The organism is Brevundimonas sp. G8 (genome assembly GCF_902506205.1).
Lineage (GTDB): Bacteria > Pseudomonadota > Alphaproteobacteria > Caulobacterales > Caulobacteraceae > Brevundimonas.
In genome coordinates this window covers 843,975-857,487 of sequence record NZ_LR732816.1, presented here as the reverse complement: position 1 = coordinate 857,487, position 13,513 = coordinate 843,975, and the positions used below count along the sequence as shown (strand labels likewise).

Here is a 13,513-nt window from a genome sequence, read left to right as displayed (position 1 = left end):
TGGGTCCCGGCTTTCGCCGGGATGAGCGGAAATACCTTGATTAGACCCTTAGCGGCATCAGCACATACTGAACGCCCGGATCGGCCGGATCGAGGACCAGGGTCGGAGAAGCCGGGTCGGCGAAGCGGAAGGCGGCGTTTTCGCCGGTGATCTGGCCGGCGACGTCCAGCAGGTAGCGGGCGTTGAAGCCGATCTCGAACGGCTCGTCCGAATAGCCGATCTCGACCTCTTCCTCGGCCTGGCCGGCCTCCATGTTGCGCACGGTCAGCTTCACCCGGTCGTTGTCGAAGGCGAGTTTCACCGAACGGCTCTTTTCCGCCGAGATGGTGGCGACGCGGTCGACGGCCTTGGCGAACAGGGCGTTGTCGATGTCGGCCTGTTTGTCGTTGCCCTTGGGAATGACGCGCAGATAGTCGGGGAAGGCGCCGTCGATGACCTTGGACGTCAGGGACGCCTCGCCCATCTGGAAGCGGATCTTCTGGGCCGAGACGGTGACCTCGACCGGGCCGCCGGCGTCGTCCAGAAGACGACGGACCTGATCCACGGTCTTGCGCGGCACGATGACGCCGGGGCCGCCGGCCGCGCCCTCGGGCGCCGGGGTCTCGGCCAGCGCCAGGCGGTGACCGTCGGTGGCGACGGCGCGCAGAAGGGGCACGCCAGCCTCCGACACCGTGTGCAGGTAAAGGCCGTTCAGATAGTAGCGGGTTTCCTCGGTCGAGACCGCGAACCGGGTCTTGTCGATCAGGCGGGCCAGGTCTTCCTTGGGCATGACGTAGGAGGCGCCGGCGCTGTCGGTGGACATGACGGGGAAGTCGCCCGCCGGCAGGACCGGCAGGTTGAAGCGCGACCGACCGGCCGAAACGACCAGGCGCGGATCGTCGCCCGAATAGAGCAGCGAGACCTCGGCGCCTTCCGGCAGCTTGCGGACGATTTCATACAGGGTGTGGGCGGGGGCCGTGATCTGGCCCTCGACCTGAACCTGGGCCTCGGCCTCGTCGACCATCTCCATGTCCAGATCGGTGGCCGCGAAGGCCAGCCGGTCGCGCCCTGCGGACAGCAGGACGTTGGACAGGATCGGAATGGTGTTTCGACGTTCGACGACGCTCTGCACGTGGCCCAGGGCCTTGAGGAGCGCGGATCGTTCGATGGTCAGCTGCATGTCGTCTCGCCCGGCGCGGCCGATTCGCAGATGGCCGCGGTTAAGTGACCTTGGACACTAGCGGATTGCGCGGCGGGAGCAACGGGTCAGTCCCGCTGCTCCACAGCTTCAGCCGCGAAGCTTGCGCGTCAGGGCCTCGACGTCGCGGGCGATCTGGTCGTCCTGCGGCATCAACTCCTCGATCTTGCGCACGCCGTGCAGGACCGTGGTGTGGTCGCGCCCGCCGAAACGACGGCCGATGTCGGGATAGGAGCGGGTCGTATGCTGCTTGCACAGATACATGGCGATCTGGCGCGGGCGGGCCACCGCACGGGTGCGGCGCTCGCTCAGCAGGTCGGCCTGTTTCATGTTGAAGTGGTCGGCGACCGTCTTCTGGATCTCGTCCACGGTGATGCGGCGCTCGGGTCCGCCGCGCAGGGCGGCGCCCAGCAGGATCGAGGCCTCGTCCACCGAGACGGCCGACAGGCGCGAACCGGCGGCGGCGGCCAAGGTGTTCACGGCGCCTTCAAGCTCACGCATCGAGCCGGGGGTGCGGTCCACCAGCTGGGCCAGGACCTCGGGGTTAGCTTCGCCCTGGACCACGCCCAGGGCCGACAAGGCCTTGAGACGGTTCTGGGCCACGGCGATCTTCAGCTCGCGGTCGCCCGCCTCGACTGGGCAGGTCAGACCGGCGGCGAGGTGGCTGCGCAGGCGCGGCTCGACCTCGGTCAGGGCCATCGGGGCGCGGTCGGCCGAAAAGACGATGCGTTTGCCGTCCTCGATCAGGGCCGTAAGGGTCGAGAGCAGTTCTTCCTGGGTCGACGTCTTGCCGCCCACGAACTGGACGTCGTCCAGCAGCAGCATGTCGGCCGAGCGCAGGCTTTCCTTGAAGGCGGCGGTCGAGCGGTCCTGCATCGCCTTGACGAAGGTGGACAGGAAGCGTTCGGCGGTCAGATAGACGACCTTGGCCTCGGGCCGCAGGCGCTGCGCCTCCCAGGCGATGGCGTTCAGCAGGTGGGTCTTGCCGTAGCCGTAGGGGCCGCAGAAGAAAACGGGGTTGAAGTGACCGTCGGCCCAGCTGGCGACTTGTTTGGCGATGGCCAGGGCGAAGGCGTTGCCCTGACCCTCCACGAAGCTGTCGAAGGTCAGACGGTCCTGCAGGCCGGCGGCGCGCACGGCGCGGGCGCCGTCCGCGCTTATGGGGGTGGCGCTGATCGGGGCGGCGGGAGCCATATGGGGCGTCGAGGCGAAGGCGGCGAGACGCGGGGCGGCGTCCACCACATTGCCGGCCAGCACGGCCGAGGCTGGCGGGGCCGAGCCCACCTCGGCGCGGCAACGGACCTCGAGGCGACGCGACAGGCCGTCCAGGCCCAACCACAGCTCGTTCATGCGGCGCAGGGCGTTCTTGCGCACCCAGTCACGGGCATAGGCGGTGGGGGTGACCAGGATCAGATGGCCGGCGTTGTCCAGCCGGACCGCCGACGGGGCGATATAGGACGAGAAGGGGCCGTCGCCGATCTCGGCGCGCAGGCGCACGGAGGCCTCGCTCCAGATGCGGTCCGGGTCCGTCATTCCCGACATATTCGTTCCGCCCGCCATCGCCGTTGCGCCCCCAACCATCTTGCCCGCCCAATCCAAAACCAAATCCGACCTTCCGCAGCTTCAGGGCGATGGTTCAGGGACGACTTCTCCTGCGCCGAAAAGCGATGCTTTTCGGACGGGGTCGAACCTCTGGACAGACATCTCCCGCCAACGCGAAACTAAGTCCCGCGCCGTCTTCATCCGTGCTGGGATGGAAGTGCGTTAGAGGCCAAAACTTACGCTGCGAGCCGGGTGGGTCAACGCTGATTCGTTGGTCGATTCGCAGTTAAATTGTTTGACTCCGTCAAACCCTGATCCTGCTTGGAATTTTCAAAGGATCAGCGCTCGACGAGTGCGGATTTCAAAATTGCACCTTAGCGACACAACGCAAAACGCCGAAGGAGCATGCGCTCCTTCGGCGTTGATATTGCTTCATAATCCCACAACGAAACAGCGACAGCTGTTCCGTCTGCTGTTGGATTAATTCTGGCTCAGGCGGCCGACAGCTTCTTCAGCTGGGCGGCCAGACGCGACACCTTGCGCGAGCCGGTGTTCTTGTGAACGACGCCCTTGGAGACTGCGCGCATCAGCTCGGATTGAGCTTCCACGAAAGCGGTCTTGGCGACGGCGGCATCGCCACCGGCCAGAGCTTCCTGGAACTTGCGCAGATAGGTGCGGACGCGCGAACGGCGCGCCTTGTTCACTTCGGTACGCGCTTCGATCTTGCGGATCGCCTTGCGGGCGCCGGGGTTGTTGGCCATGTCAAACCTTCGAACGGAAAACGCCGTGGAGCACACGTCCACGGCGCGGAAATCTCAAGAGGGCGGGCCTATAGCCGAAAGCCCGGGGGTGGTCAACGCGGAGTCTTCTTTGATCGACTCCCAGGTTGGCCAACGGCGAACCCCGATGTCATCATCGCCGATGTCTTACAGCCGGCTTTTCGGACACACCGCGATCAGCTTCAACGCGCCAGATCGCCCATTCCGTCGCGGCTTTTTCGCCGGTGTTGAAAGGGTGCAACGCTTTCTGAAACTTCATGAATTGCGTCGTTTTCCAGCCATGTTTGTGCCGTCCCACAGGGGTCTGAAATCTTCTCCCGGATCGTTGTTCCATGACCCAGACCGCGCTTCTCCTTCTTGCGCTGGCCCCTTCCGCCGCCGCCGTCGAGCCTGCCCAGCCCCAGGTGCAGCAGGAAGAGCCCACGGTGGTGCTGCCTGATGTCGAGGTCACAGCCGCGCGTCGCGGCGTGGCCCTGGGTGGGCAGGAGCCGATCGTCTCGTACGACTCCGCCCAGATCCAGGCGTTCGGCGCGACCAACATCGGCGAACTGGTCACGCTGCTGGAAGCCCAGACCCGCAGCGCGCGCGGCGGATCGCCGGTCTTCCTGGTCAATGGGCGCCGCATCTCGGGCTTCCGCGAGATCCGTGGCATCCCGCCCGAGGCGATCGACCGTTTCGACGTCCTGCCGGAAGAGACGGCGCTGTCCTATGGCTACAGCGCCAATCAGCGGGTGGTGAACATCGTGCTGAAGGCGGACTTCAAGTCCCTGACCGCCTCGGTCAACGTCAGCCGGCCGGAGCAGGGCGGCCGCACGACCACCGCCAGCGAGAACAACGTCCTGCGCATCGCCGGCGCCGACCGTTGGTCGCTGGACATCAACGGCACGACCGCCAACACTTTGTTCGAGACCGAGCGCAATATCGACCGCAGCGAGACTGCGGGTGGCGACAGCGAACTGGCGAACGCCTATCGCACCCTTCTGCCCAAAACGGCGCAGGCGTCGGTAGCCGGCACCTACAAGCACGACCTGAACGACAAGGTCGGAATGACGCTGAGCGGCAGTCTGGAGGACTCCAGCAGCTTCAGCTACCTGGGCCTGCCGGGCGTGAGCCTGAACGTGCCTGGGACCAGTCCGTTTTCGCCGTCGGGCGCAGACGCTGTCCTGTTCCGCTATCTGAACCTGCCGGGCGCCCTGACGCGCGAGACCGATACGCGCACCGCCGAACTGGGCACGGTGTTTGACGGCTATGTTGGCGACTGGCGCTGGACGGCGACGGGGGGCTACACCCGCGTCGAGACCGACACCTCGACGGGCAAGGGGGTGAATTCCGACGCCCTTCAGGCCGCGGTGACGGCGGGTGACCTGAGCGTCAATCCATTCGGCGATCTGGAAGGACGGGTGACGGAGCGCGCTCGCGACACCGCGAACTCGGTGGCCCAGACCGCGACGGCCGAACTGGTGCTGAACGGCCGCCCGTACGAGCTGCCGGCGGGCGACATCACCTCGACCTTCAAGGTCGGCGCCGGCTATCAGTCGCTGGACTCCGAGAGCTTGCGTTCGGGCGTGGCCGTGGACCGGTCTCAGTCGCGCAACTCGGGCAGCGTCCAGGCCAATTTCGACCTGCCGATCACCAATGTCGAACGCGGCATTCTGCCCAGGATCGGCGACCTGTCGGCCAATCTGAACCTGGCCTATCAGGAACTGTCCGACTTCGGCGGCGTGTCGTCGGTCGGGGCCGGTTTGAACTGGTCGCCGGTCGAGCGGCTGTCGCTGTCAGCCAACTATTCCGACGAGGGCAAGGCCCCCACCGTTCAGCAGTTGAACGACCCGACGGTGTCGACGCCCAACACGCCGGTGTTCGACTTCCGCAACAACCAGACTGTCGAGATCACCCAGATTACTGGCGGCGATCCCAATCTGAAGGCCGAGGATCGGCGCATCCTGAAGCTGGGCATGAACTGGCAGCCGCTGTCGGCCCAGGATTTCCGGTTGAATCTGGCCTATACCCGCACTGAGGCGGATGACGAGATTTCCAGCTTCCCGACCATCACCCCTGCGCTCGAGGCGGCGCTGCCGGATCGGTTCGTGCGCGACGCCGACGGCAATCTGCTGTCCATCGACGCCCGCCCGCTGAACTTCTTCAAGCGCGAGCAGCAGGACGTGCAGTGGGGCTTCAACTTTTCGCGGCCCTTCGGCAAGCCGAACCCCGCTGCGGCGGGACAGCGGCCGGGCGGCGGTCGTCCTGGCGGCGGCATGATGACTGGCGGCGGTCCGGGCGGACCCGGAGGCCCTGGCGGCGGCGGACGGATGCGCGGCGGACGCGGACAGGGGATGCAGCCCGGCCAGGGGATGTTCAACCTGTCGCTGACCCACACCTGGCGCGTCCAGGACGAGGTGGTGATCCGCGAGGGTCTGGAGCCGCTGGATCTGCTGGACGGCGACTCGATCTCGGGCTCGGGCGGCCAGTCGCGCCACGAGGTCCAGCTTCAGACCGGCCTGTTCAAGAATGGGCTGGGCGCCTTCGTCAACGCCAACTGGCGTGCGGGCACCACGGTCAACGGCGACGCCCTGGGCTCGCCTGATCTGGACTTCTCGGGACGGACGACGGTCAATCTGTTCGCCTTCGCCGACCTGACCCAGCGCACGTCGTGGGTCGAACGTTTCCCGATCCTGAAGGGGACGCGGATCGGCTTCGGGGTTCAGAACATCTTCGACGACCGGGTGTCCGTGACCAGCAGCGACGGCGCCACGCCGGTCAACTATCAGCGGGACTATCTGGACCCGCAGGGCCGGGTGTTCCGCATCAACCTGCGCAAGATACTGTTCTAGGCGACAAGGGCGAAGGATTGGGGCGGGCTGCGGCCCGCCCTACGGCCAGACGGTCGCCAGCGCGATCATCACGACGGCGGCGGCAAGCGCCAGGGGGAAGAACAGACGGTCAGACATCGGTCGATTGTTACCTCTGTGTGTCCGGTGAGACAAGCAGAGCTGGCGGCCTGGTCCCGGCGAGCCTTGACCGACTTGGGAGGGCGTCCTACCCCGAAAGGCCGTTTCCCGAAGGACCGACCGAATGCCGCGCCTGATCCTGCTCCGCCATGGCCAGAGCCAGTGGAACCTCGAAAACCGCTTCACCGGCTGGGTCGACGTCGATCTGACGGCGGAGGGCGAGGCCCAGGCGCGTCATTGCGGTGAGCTGATCGCCGCGGCCGGGTTCAAGCCGGCGGTGATGTTCACCTCGGTCCTGACGCGCGCCAAGCGCACCGGCGCCCTGGCCTTGCAATCGGCGGGCCTGACCGATGTGCCGGTGATCGAGGACTGGCGCCTGAACGAGCGCCACTACGGCGGCCTGACAGGCCTCAACAAGGCCGAGACGGCGCAGAAGCACGGCGAAGACCAGGTCAAGGTCTGGCGCCGCAGCTATGACGTGCCGCCGCCGCCGCTGGCGTCCGGCGGCGAGTTCGATTTCGAGGCTGACCCCCGCTATGCCGGCAAGGCGATCCCCGACACCGAAAGCCTGAAGACCACGCTGGATCGGGTGAAGCCCTATTGGGACGCCGAGATCGCGCCGCGCCTGAAGGCCGGCGAGGACGTGCTGATCGCCGCCCACGGCAACTCGCTGCGCGCCATCGTCAAACTGCTGTTCGGCGTGCCGGACGACCAGATCGTCGGCGTCGAAATCCCCACGGGCAATCCGCTGGAGATCGATCTGGACGCGGAGCTGAAGCCCACCGCCGCCCGCTATCTCGACGCCGCCCGCGCCGAGACGCTGCCGACCGCATCATGAGCTGGAGCGACGCCGACCAGGCCTTCATGGCCCAGGCTATCGCCCTGGCGACCGGCCGAATGGGCGAGACCTGGCCCAATCCGGCGGTCGGCTGCGTCATCGTCAAGGACGGCCGAGTGATCGCCCAGGCCGCCACTGCGCCGGGCGGCCGCCCCCATGCCGAAGAACAGGCCGTGCCTGCCGCCGGCGCCGAGGTCGTCGGTTCGACCGTCTATGTCACGCTGGAGCCGTGTGGCGCGCGCTCTTCGGGCCGCAAGTCGTGCGCGCACTTCCTGACCGAGGCAGGGGTGGCGCGGGTCGTCATCGCCTGTCTGGACCCGTCGCCCTTTGCGGCTGGACGCGGCACAGAACGGCTGCGCGCACAGGGCCTGACCGTCGAGACCGGCCTGATGTGCGAGGAAGGGGCCGCCCTGTGCGAAGGCTTCCTGCATCGGCTGGAAACCGGACGGCCCATGGTGAGAATCAGCGAGGACGGCGTGGGCTTCGACGGCCGCTTCGTCGCCTCGCCCAAGGCCGATCTGGTCACCGAACTGAAGCGGCTGGGCGAGGCGGGCTATACGCGCCTTTGGACCGGCCCCGGCGAGCTTGCAGAGGCCTTGGAAGAGCAGGGTCTCCTCAGCGCCTGACAACGGCTTGTCGTTCAAGGGTTTCTTAAGTCAGACGGGTGCAATGTGTCGAAATGGCACTTGCGGCTGAACCCATCGTGAGAAAGCGCCTGACGCAGGCGGAGCTGGATCTGGTCTGCGCCCGGCATGACCGGCTGTTCCAGGCCCGTCCCGGCGGCGCCCGCGCGGTGTTCGCCTGGATGGACCTGTCGGGCCTCAGCCTGAAGGGCCGCAATCTCGCCGACGCCGATTTCGCAGCCGCCTGCCTGGAGGGCTGCGACCTGACGGGGGCCAAACTCGACAACGCCAACTTCTTCGGCGCGGACATGCAGGACGCGATCCTGGCCGAGGCCAGCCTGCGTCGCGCGGACCTGCGCGGCGCCTGCCTGCGCGGTGCAGATCTGTCGGGCGCCGACATGTTCGAGGCTGATCTGCGCGAAGGCACCATCGCCGCCGCCGACGCCCGGCTGGGCTTCAGGGTCATCGAACCGCGTCACCGCGAAGAGACCGAGGCCGTCGGCGCCAACCTGTCCGGCGCCAATCTGCAACGCTCCAAGATGTCGGGCGTCATCGCCATGAAGGCCGACTTTTCCGGCGCGGTGATGAAGGACTGCAAGCTGGTCCGGGCCAATCTGAAACAGGCCAACTTCCGCGGCACGGATCTCGCCGGGGCCGATCTGTCGGGCGCGGACCTGTCGGGCGCGGATCTGCGCGACGCCATCCTGGTGGGCTGCAAGATGACCATGTGGCGCGCGGACGGCGCGGATATGCAAGGCGCCCTGACGGACAACAAGTCCGCGTGCGAATCCGTGGACCGGATGCCCGCCGCAGAGATGCTGCGCGAACACGCGCGCTGGTGCGAGACCGGCGGGGCGGAGGGCCAGCCTTCGGTCTTCGACGGTGTCGATCTGCGTCCGCTGAAGTCGATCACGGGGCTGAACCTGACCGCGCTGTCGGCCAAGGGCGCCGTCTTCTATGGCCTGGACATGGAGGGGGTGCAGCTACAGGGCGCCCAGCTCGAAAACGCCGATCTGAGGTCCGCCAAACTGCGTCGCGCCGACCTGCGCGGAGCGCGTCTTAAGGGCGCGAGACTGAACGGCGCGGACATGCGCGAGGCGCAGTTGGGGCCGTTGCTGATCACCGCCGATCGCTTGATGCCGGCCGATCTGACGGGGGCTGTGCTGCGGGGTGCGGACTTGTCCGGCGCCGATCTTAAGCGCGCTGTCCTGGTCGGCGCCGACTTGGGCCGGGCGACGATGCACGGCGCCCAGACCCGTCAGGCCGATCTGACCGATGCCAATCTGACCGGCGTGCGCGGCCTGGTCGTGGACCAGGCCGCGTAACCGGCTTTAGGCCAGCGCCTTGAGTTGATCGACCAGGTCGGTCTTTTCCCAGCTGAAACCGCCCTCCGCATCCGGCTCGCGTCCGAAGTGGCCATAGGCGGCCGAGCGGGCGTAGATCGGCTTGTTCAGCTTCAGATGCTCACGGATCGCACGCGGCGTGGCGCCGCCGATCAGGTCCAGAATCTTGTCTTCCAGCACCGCTTCCGAAATCTTGCCCGTGCCGTGCAGATCGACGTGGATCGACTGCGGCTTGGCCACGCCGATGGCGTACGAAATCTGGATGGTGCAGCGGTCAGCCAGGTCGGCGGCGACCACGTTCTTGGCCAGGTAGCGGCAGGCGTAGGCCGCCGAACGGTCCACCTTGGTCGGATCCTTGCCCGAGAAGGCGCCGCCGCCGTGAGGCGCCGCGCCGCCGTAGGTGTCGACGATGATCTTGCGGCCGGTCAGGCCGGCGTCGCCGTCAGGCCCGCCGATCTCGAAGATGCCCGTCGGGTTGATGTGCCAGACGGTCTCTTCGTCGGTGAAACCCTCAGGCAGCACTTCGAGAATATAGGGTTTGACGATCTCGGCGACCTGTTCGGAGCTGAGACCCTTGGCGTGCTGGGTCGACAGGACGATCGAGGTGGCGCGAACCGGCTTGCCGTCCTGGTATTCGATCGTCACCTGGCTCTTGGCGTCGGGCTCCAGCTGCGAGCCGCCGGCATGGCGAACCTCGGCGAGGCGTTTCAGGATGTTGTGGCTGTACTGAAGGGTCGCCGGCATCAGTTCCGGCGTCTCGTTCGACGCATAGCCGAACATGATGCCCTGGTCGCCCGCACCCTCGTCCTTCTCGTTGGTCGAGTCGACGCCGACGGCGATGTCGGCCGACTGGGCGTGCAGGTAGCAGGCGTAGTTCGCCGTCTCCCAGTGGAAGCCGTCCTGCTCATAGCCGATGTCCTTGACCGCGGCGCGGACCAGCGGCTCCAGGCTGTCGATGATGGCTTGGGTGAAGGCCTCGTTCTCTTCCTTGGTATTGCCCGGCTGGGTGGCGCGGACTTCGCCGGCCAGAACGATGCGCTGGGTCGTGACCAGGGTCTCGCACGCCACGCGCGCCTCGGGATCCTTGGCCAGGAAGGCGTCCACGACCGTGTCGGAGATGCGGTCGGCGACCTTGTCGGGGTGGCCCTCGGAAACGCTTTCCGAGGTGAAGAGGAAGGAGGAACGAGCGGCCAAGAGAGGCTCCTGTCTGTGTCAGGCCGCCAGACATATAAAGATATGCTTATATGTTCAAGTGATCTGACGTCGCGGGATGACGCGGAAAGTGTTTTGCAGGCTAAGCGGATCGGCTGACACCGCTGAAATTTAGGGTAAACAGGGTGCCGGGGGATCGGATGCCTGACAGCCTGACGACGAGAGAAAGCGAATGCGTCCACCTCGCCGGTCAAGGCCTGGAGGATAAGGAGATCGCCGCGCGTCTCGGCATCTCGCCGCGCACTGTCGGCAATCATCTGCATCGCGCCTACACCAAACTGGGCGTATCCGACCGCAAGCTGGCGGCGCGGCGGCTGAGTAGCGTCTACTCAGAGGCGCCGATACTCATTTCAGAAACGATGGAAAGCGGGCCTGTTGATCCGGCGTCGGCTGGACAGTCGGTCGACGATGGTTCGCTTGCTTCGACGTCCTGGGTTCTGCCGCCTCCCCCTCGAGGGCTTGGCGTGAGACTGGGGGTTATTGTCGCCAGCGCCGTCGTCGCCTTGCTGCTCGCCATCGGGATCGTGACGGCAGGTATGGTGGTTCCCACACTATTTGATCGGATCGCTCCCGAATGGGCCCGCTGACGCGAGGCACCAGTCACGAGGATCAATGATGAGAAACATGCAGGTGGGGATCCGGGTCGCACGACAGGTGCGGACGGCGGAACATGCGATCGATCAGGCCATGATCGAAGTCTGCCGGCTGATCCAAACCTCTCTCGAAGGGCGTGTCGAAACGCGTCTGGCGGCAGAGGTCGGTCAATCCGCGCTGGAAAACATCGTCGCCGGCCTGGGGCAGTTGACCACTGTTCGCGCCAGCGTCGTCGCCGGTCACGCCGAACTGGCGACAGTGGCCGACAATCACGGGATCGGCTGGCGGATGGAGGGAATGGGTGAATCCAAGACCGATACCAGACCATCCGCCCAGCTTGACGTCGTCAAGTTGGCCGCCTGATCGACGGCCGAATGCCTTCGCCGCTCTGGATATTTGGTACCGGGCTGACGATTGTCGCCCTGTGCCTGCTGATCTGGAAGGGTAGACGGCCAGAGCGCGAAGCCGCCGTCGGGCTGTTTCTCGCTCAACTGCTGTCGGGCTGGGTGGACCATCTGATCATCGGTCAGTTTCGGTGGGCGGTGGCGGTCATCTCGCTGGGTCTGCTGATCCTGCTCGTGCGCCTCAGTCTTCGCTACGATCGTTGGTGGCTGCTCTTCGCCGCCGGCGCTCAGCTCCTGGCCTTCATCACCCACATCTCGTCCATGATCGGTCCGGACGCGCTCACCTGGTCCATCGTGACCGCCAGGATGACGGTCTGGGTCGAAATCATGGTGCTGGCCATCTTCGGCGTCTGGGAAGCTCGCTCTGCGCCCTACGCCCAACCCAAATTCATCGCTGCGCGCGAAGTCGCGCGTCGTTCGACCTCAAAAGGATATCAAACATGAACACTCAACCGATCAAAGCCTTCTTGCCGCTGTTCCGCTCCTGGTTCGACACCGCTTCGCTGGCCGACAAGATCGGCGCGGCCGGTCTGGAGGGCAGTTCCGAAAACATACTGGCCGAGCTGGACCTCGGGCCGATGGTGGAGGCCGAAACCAGCCTGCTCAACCATGCGCCGTCAAACGCTGTCGAAGCCGCCTGCCTGCTTGAGGTGGTGCGTCAGAATATAGCGGACGCAGGCCGTTCGGACGGGCTGGACCTTCGCGCCATTGCGGCGGTGCAGCAGTGGCTGGCGGACGCCCCGACCGGAGCAACCGGAGGACAGTCAGTCGAACGACTGCTGCGCCAAGCCCAGGTCTGATGTGGTCGGACCTGAGCGTCAGGTCCGACGGCTCAGCCGCGCAGGCCCTTGGCCACGGTCAGAAGGGCGTCGCGTTGCGCGGCGTCCTTGATCCCGCGGAAGGCGGCCAGCAGTTCGGCGACGCCAGGGGCGGCCAGCGCAAGCTCGTCGCCTTCGGCCGTTTCCAGCTCGCCCAGCAGGGCGGCGCCGGTCGATTTCAGGACCGAGGCGATCTGCAGAAGACGGGCGGCGGAAACACGATTGACGCCCCGCTCGTACTTCTGAATCTGTTGGAAGGTGACGCCGGCGCCGGCGGCCAACTGCGCCTGGGTGATGCGAAGCTCTTCGCGACGTGCGCGGATGCGTCCGCCGATGGCGATGTCTACGGGATCTACTGCGTCGTTCATTTGGGCCTACGGACAGGACTAATGGCGTGCCAAGGCCCCAAAACATCAACGCCGTCAAGCCAAAGCTGCTTCGCTAAGGAGTGCTACGTGTGCTGATGAGTAGGAATTCAACCATTAGGATACATGACGGCGCTCTCGCCGTCGCTTCCGGCGCGAACCGCGCTCGGAGAAGTGGTGCCGCTTAGGTGACTCGAACACCTGACCCCATCATTACGAATGATGTGCTCTACCGGCTGAGCTAAAGCGGCCCGGTTGCGACGGATGAAGTGGTCCGCGCGAGACGGGGTCTTTATACGGCCCGATCACGCTTGCCAAGCGCCGCTTTCAAGATCGTGAGCAATGAGGCTTCGTCGGGCGTTTGGGCCACAGCCGGCGTCAGACCCAGGGCGATCAGCGGGGCGGCGGCGGCGGGGGAGATGCAGGCCGTGACGGCGTGCGACAGCCGGGCGATGTCCTGTTCGGCCAGGATCTTCGCCGCGCGGGGGGAGTGGATCAGGATCGCGTCGAATGTCGTGGGCATGGCGACGGACGTGCGCTGGGCGCGATAGACGATCTGGGGCTGGATCGAGATGTTGCGGGCGCGGGCTGCGATCAGGGCGGCGTCGAAGTCGCCGGCGGGGGTTTCGGCTTGCGGAACCAGCACGGAGGCGTCGTTCAGCTCAGAGGCGATCAGGCGGGCGAGGGCGTGGAGGTCGCCGGAGGCGGAGCGGACGTGGGCGAAGCCGGCGTCGCGGGCGGCTTGGGCGGTCGCATCGCCCACGGCGAAGACCGGGCGGTTGCGCTCGCGGGTCAGGGCGGCGAAGGCCGTGACGCCGTTGATGCTGGTGAAGGCCAGGGCGGTGAACGGGGCCAGGTCGGGGACGGGGG

The 13,513-nt window shown here is 66.2% G+C and carries 14 protein-coding genes and 1 tRNA gene; 8 read left to right on the top strand and 7 right to left on the bottom strand.

All coding sequences use genetic code 11. The features are described 5' to 3' along the window. Positions 1-40: 40 nt before the first annotated feature. The 3 genes from dnaN to rpsT form a co-directional block, all read right to left on the bottom strand. Entirely contained in the window at positions 41-1,159 is a 1,119-nt protein-coding gene (gene dnaN, locus CHRYSEO8AT_RS04225; RefSeq protein WP_159846685.1) for a DNA polymerase III subunit beta, read from the bottom strand. A gap of 108 nt (positions 1,160-1,267) precedes the next feature. After that, complete coding sequence (gene dnaA / locus CHRYSEO8AT_RS04220; protein ID WP_236547419.1) at positions 1,268-2,719, bottom strand: chromosomal replication initiator protein DnaA; 1,452 nt, start codon at positions 2,717-2,719, stop codon at positions 1,268-1,270. 491 nt (positions 2,720-3,210) lie between these two features. Beyond that, positions 3,211-3,480 (bottom strand): 30S ribosomal protein S20, encoded by a 270-nt coding sequence (gene rpsT / locus CHRYSEO8AT_RS04215; RefSeq protein ID WP_135194610.1) that lies wholly within the window; start codon positions 3,478-3,480, stop codon positions 3,211-3,213. A 350-nt stretch (positions 3,481-3,830) separates the two neighbouring features. Here rpsT and CHRYSEO8AT_RS04210 point away from each other — a divergent pair, with 350 nt between their 5' ends. The 4 genes from CHRYSEO8AT_RS04210 (at position 3,831) to CHRYSEO8AT_RS04195 (ending at position 9,232) form a co-directional block, all read left to right on the top strand. Then, positions 3,831-6,329, top strand: coding sequence for a TonB-dependent siderophore receptor (locus CHRYSEO8AT_RS04210; RefSeq protein ID WP_159846679.1), 2,499 nt, complete (start codon positions 3,831-3,833; stop codon positions 6,327-6,329). Between the two features lie 241 nt (positions 6,330-6,570). Then, positions 6,571-7,284 carry a 2,3-diphosphoglycerate-dependent phosphoglycerate mutase gene (locus tag CHRYSEO8AT_RS04205; protein WP_159846676.1) on the top strand — a complete coding sequence of 238 codons (714 nt, stop codon included), beginning with the start codon at positions 6,571-6,573 and terminating at the stop codon, positions 7,282-7,284. After that, complete coding sequence (locus CHRYSEO8AT_RS04200) at positions 7,281-7,910, top strand: bifunctional diaminohydroxyphosphoribosylaminopyrimidine deaminase/5-amino-6-(5-phosphoribosylamino)uracil reductase RibD (protein ID WP_159846673.1); 630 nt, start codon at positions 7,281-7,283, stop codon at positions 7,908-7,910. The genes CHRYSEO8AT_RS04205 and CHRYSEO8AT_RS04200 overlap by 4 nt, the downstream gene beginning before the upstream one ends. A 53-nt stretch (positions 7,911-7,963) precedes the next feature. After that, positions 7,964-9,232 carry a pentapeptide repeat-containing protein gene (locus CHRYSEO8AT_RS04195; protein WP_159846670.1) on the top strand — a complete coding sequence of 423 codons (1,269 nt, stop codon included), beginning with the start codon at positions 7,964-7,966 and terminating at the stop codon, positions 9,230-9,232. Positions 9,233-9,238: 6 nt separating this feature from the next. Here the strand turns inward: CHRYSEO8AT_RS04195 and metK are convergent, their stop codons facing one another. After that, entirely contained in the window at positions 9,239-10,444 is a 1,206-nt protein-coding gene (gene metK / locus CHRYSEO8AT_RS04190) for a methionine adenosyltransferase (RefSeq protein WP_159846667.1), read from the bottom strand. Positions 10,445-10,602: 158 nt separating this feature from the next. On the opposite strand from metK, the gene CHRYSEO8AT_RS04185 reads away from it, so the two are divergent. Genes CHRYSEO8AT_RS04185 through CHRYSEO8AT_RS04170 form a run of 4 tightly spaced genes read left to right on the top strand, consistent with a single transcriptional unit; the run spans position 10,603 to position 12,260 of the window. Then, positions 10,603-11,049 (top strand): helix-turn-helix transcriptional regulator, encoded by a 447-nt coding sequence (locus CHRYSEO8AT_RS04185; protein WP_159846664.1) that lies wholly within the window; start codon positions 10,603-10,605, stop codon positions 11,047-11,049. Between the two features lie 37 nt (positions 11,050-11,086). Then, positions 11,087-11,419 (top strand): hypothetical protein, encoded by a 333-nt coding sequence (locus tag CHRYSEO8AT_RS04180; protein WP_159846661.1) that lies wholly within the window; start codon positions 11,087-11,089, stop codon positions 11,417-11,419. A gap of 11 nt (positions 11,420-11,430) precedes the next feature. Next, entirely contained in the window at positions 11,431-11,904 is a 474-nt protein-coding gene (locus CHRYSEO8AT_RS04175) for a hypothetical protein (RefSeq protein ID WP_159846658.1), read from the top strand. Next, positions 11,901-12,260: a hypothetical protein gene (locus CHRYSEO8AT_RS04170; protein ID WP_159846655.1), complete on the top strand. Its 360-nt coding sequence runs from the start codon at positions 11,901-11,903 to the stop codon at positions 12,258-12,260. The genes CHRYSEO8AT_RS04175 and CHRYSEO8AT_RS04170 overlap by 4 nt, the downstream gene beginning before the upstream one ends. A gap of 32 nt (positions 12,261-12,292) precedes the next feature. On the opposite strand, the gene CHRYSEO8AT_RS04165 is transcribed toward CHRYSEO8AT_RS04170, so the two are convergent. The 3 genes from CHRYSEO8AT_RS04165 to CHRYSEO8AT_RS04155 form a co-directional block, all read right to left on the bottom strand. After that, a complete protein-coding gene (locus CHRYSEO8AT_RS04165; protein ID WP_159846652.1) occupies positions 12,293-12,646 on the bottom strand; it encodes a helix-turn-helix domain-containing protein in 354 nt (117 codons plus the stop codon). A 172-nt stretch (positions 12,647-12,818) separates the two neighbouring features. Next, positions 12,819-12,894, bottom strand: a tRNA-Thr gene (locus CHRYSEO8AT_RS04160). A gap of 41 nt (positions 12,895-12,935) precedes the next feature. Beyond that, positions 12,936-13,513: uroporphyrinogen-III synthase (locus tag CHRYSEO8AT_RS04155; protein WP_159846647.1), on the bottom strand; the 578-nt coding region annotated here is incomplete at its 5' end.

What these genes read in the sequence shown, in the direction of transcription:
- CHRYSEO8AT_RS04205 (WP_159846676.1), top strand. Translation starts at nt 6,571, where the DNA reads ATGCCGCGCCTGATCCTGCTCCGCCATGGCCAGAGCCAGTGGAACCTC.
- CHRYSEO8AT_RS04195 (WP_159846670.1), top strand. Translation starts at nt 7,964, where the DNA reads ATGGCACTTGCGGCTGAACCCATCGTGAGAAAGCGCCTGACGCAGGCG.
- CHRYSEO8AT_RS04170 (WP_159846655.1), top strand. Translation starts at nt 11,901, where the DNA reads ATGAACACTCAACCGATCAAAGCCTTCTTGCCGCTGTTCCGCTCCTGG.
- CHRYSEO8AT_RS04175 (WP_159846658.1), top strand. Translation starts at nt 11,431, where the DNA reads ATGCCTTCGCCGCTCTGGATATTTGGTACCGGGCTGACGATTGTCGCC.
- CHRYSEO8AT_RS04180 (WP_159846661.1), top strand. Translation starts at nt 11,087, where the DNA reads ATGCAGGTGGGGATCCGGGTCGCACGACAGGTGCGGACGGCGGAACAT.
- CHRYSEO8AT_RS04210 (WP_159846679.1), top strand. Translation starts at nt 3,831, where the DNA reads ATGACCCAGACCGCGCTTCTCCTTCTTGCGCTGGCCCCTTCCGCCGCC.
- CHRYSEO8AT_RS04200 (WP_159846673.1), top strand. Translation starts at nt 7,281, where the DNA reads ATGAGCTGGAGCGACGCCGACCAGGCCTTCATGGCCCAGGCTATCGCC.
- dnaN (WP_159846685.1), bottom strand. Translation starts at nt 1,159, where the DNA reads ATGCAGCTGACCATCGAACGATCCGCGCTCCTCAAGGCCCTGGGCCAC.
- CHRYSEO8AT_RS04185 (WP_159846664.1), top strand. Translation starts at nt 10,603, where the DNA reads ATGCCTGACAGCCTGACGACGAGAGAAAGCGAATGCGTCCACCTCGCC.
- CHRYSEO8AT_RS04165 (WP_159846652.1), bottom strand. Translation starts at nt 12,646, where the DNA reads ATGAACGACGCAGTAGATCCCGTAGACATCGCCATCGGCGGACGCATC.
- rpsT (WP_135194610.1), bottom strand. Translation starts at nt 3,480, where the DNA reads ATGGCCAACAACCCCGGCGCCCGCAAGGCGATCCGCAAGATCGAAGCG.
- dnaA (WP_236547419.1), bottom strand. Translation starts at nt 2,719, where the DNA reads ATGTCGGGAATGACGGACCCGGACCGCATCTGGAGCGAGGCCTCCGTG.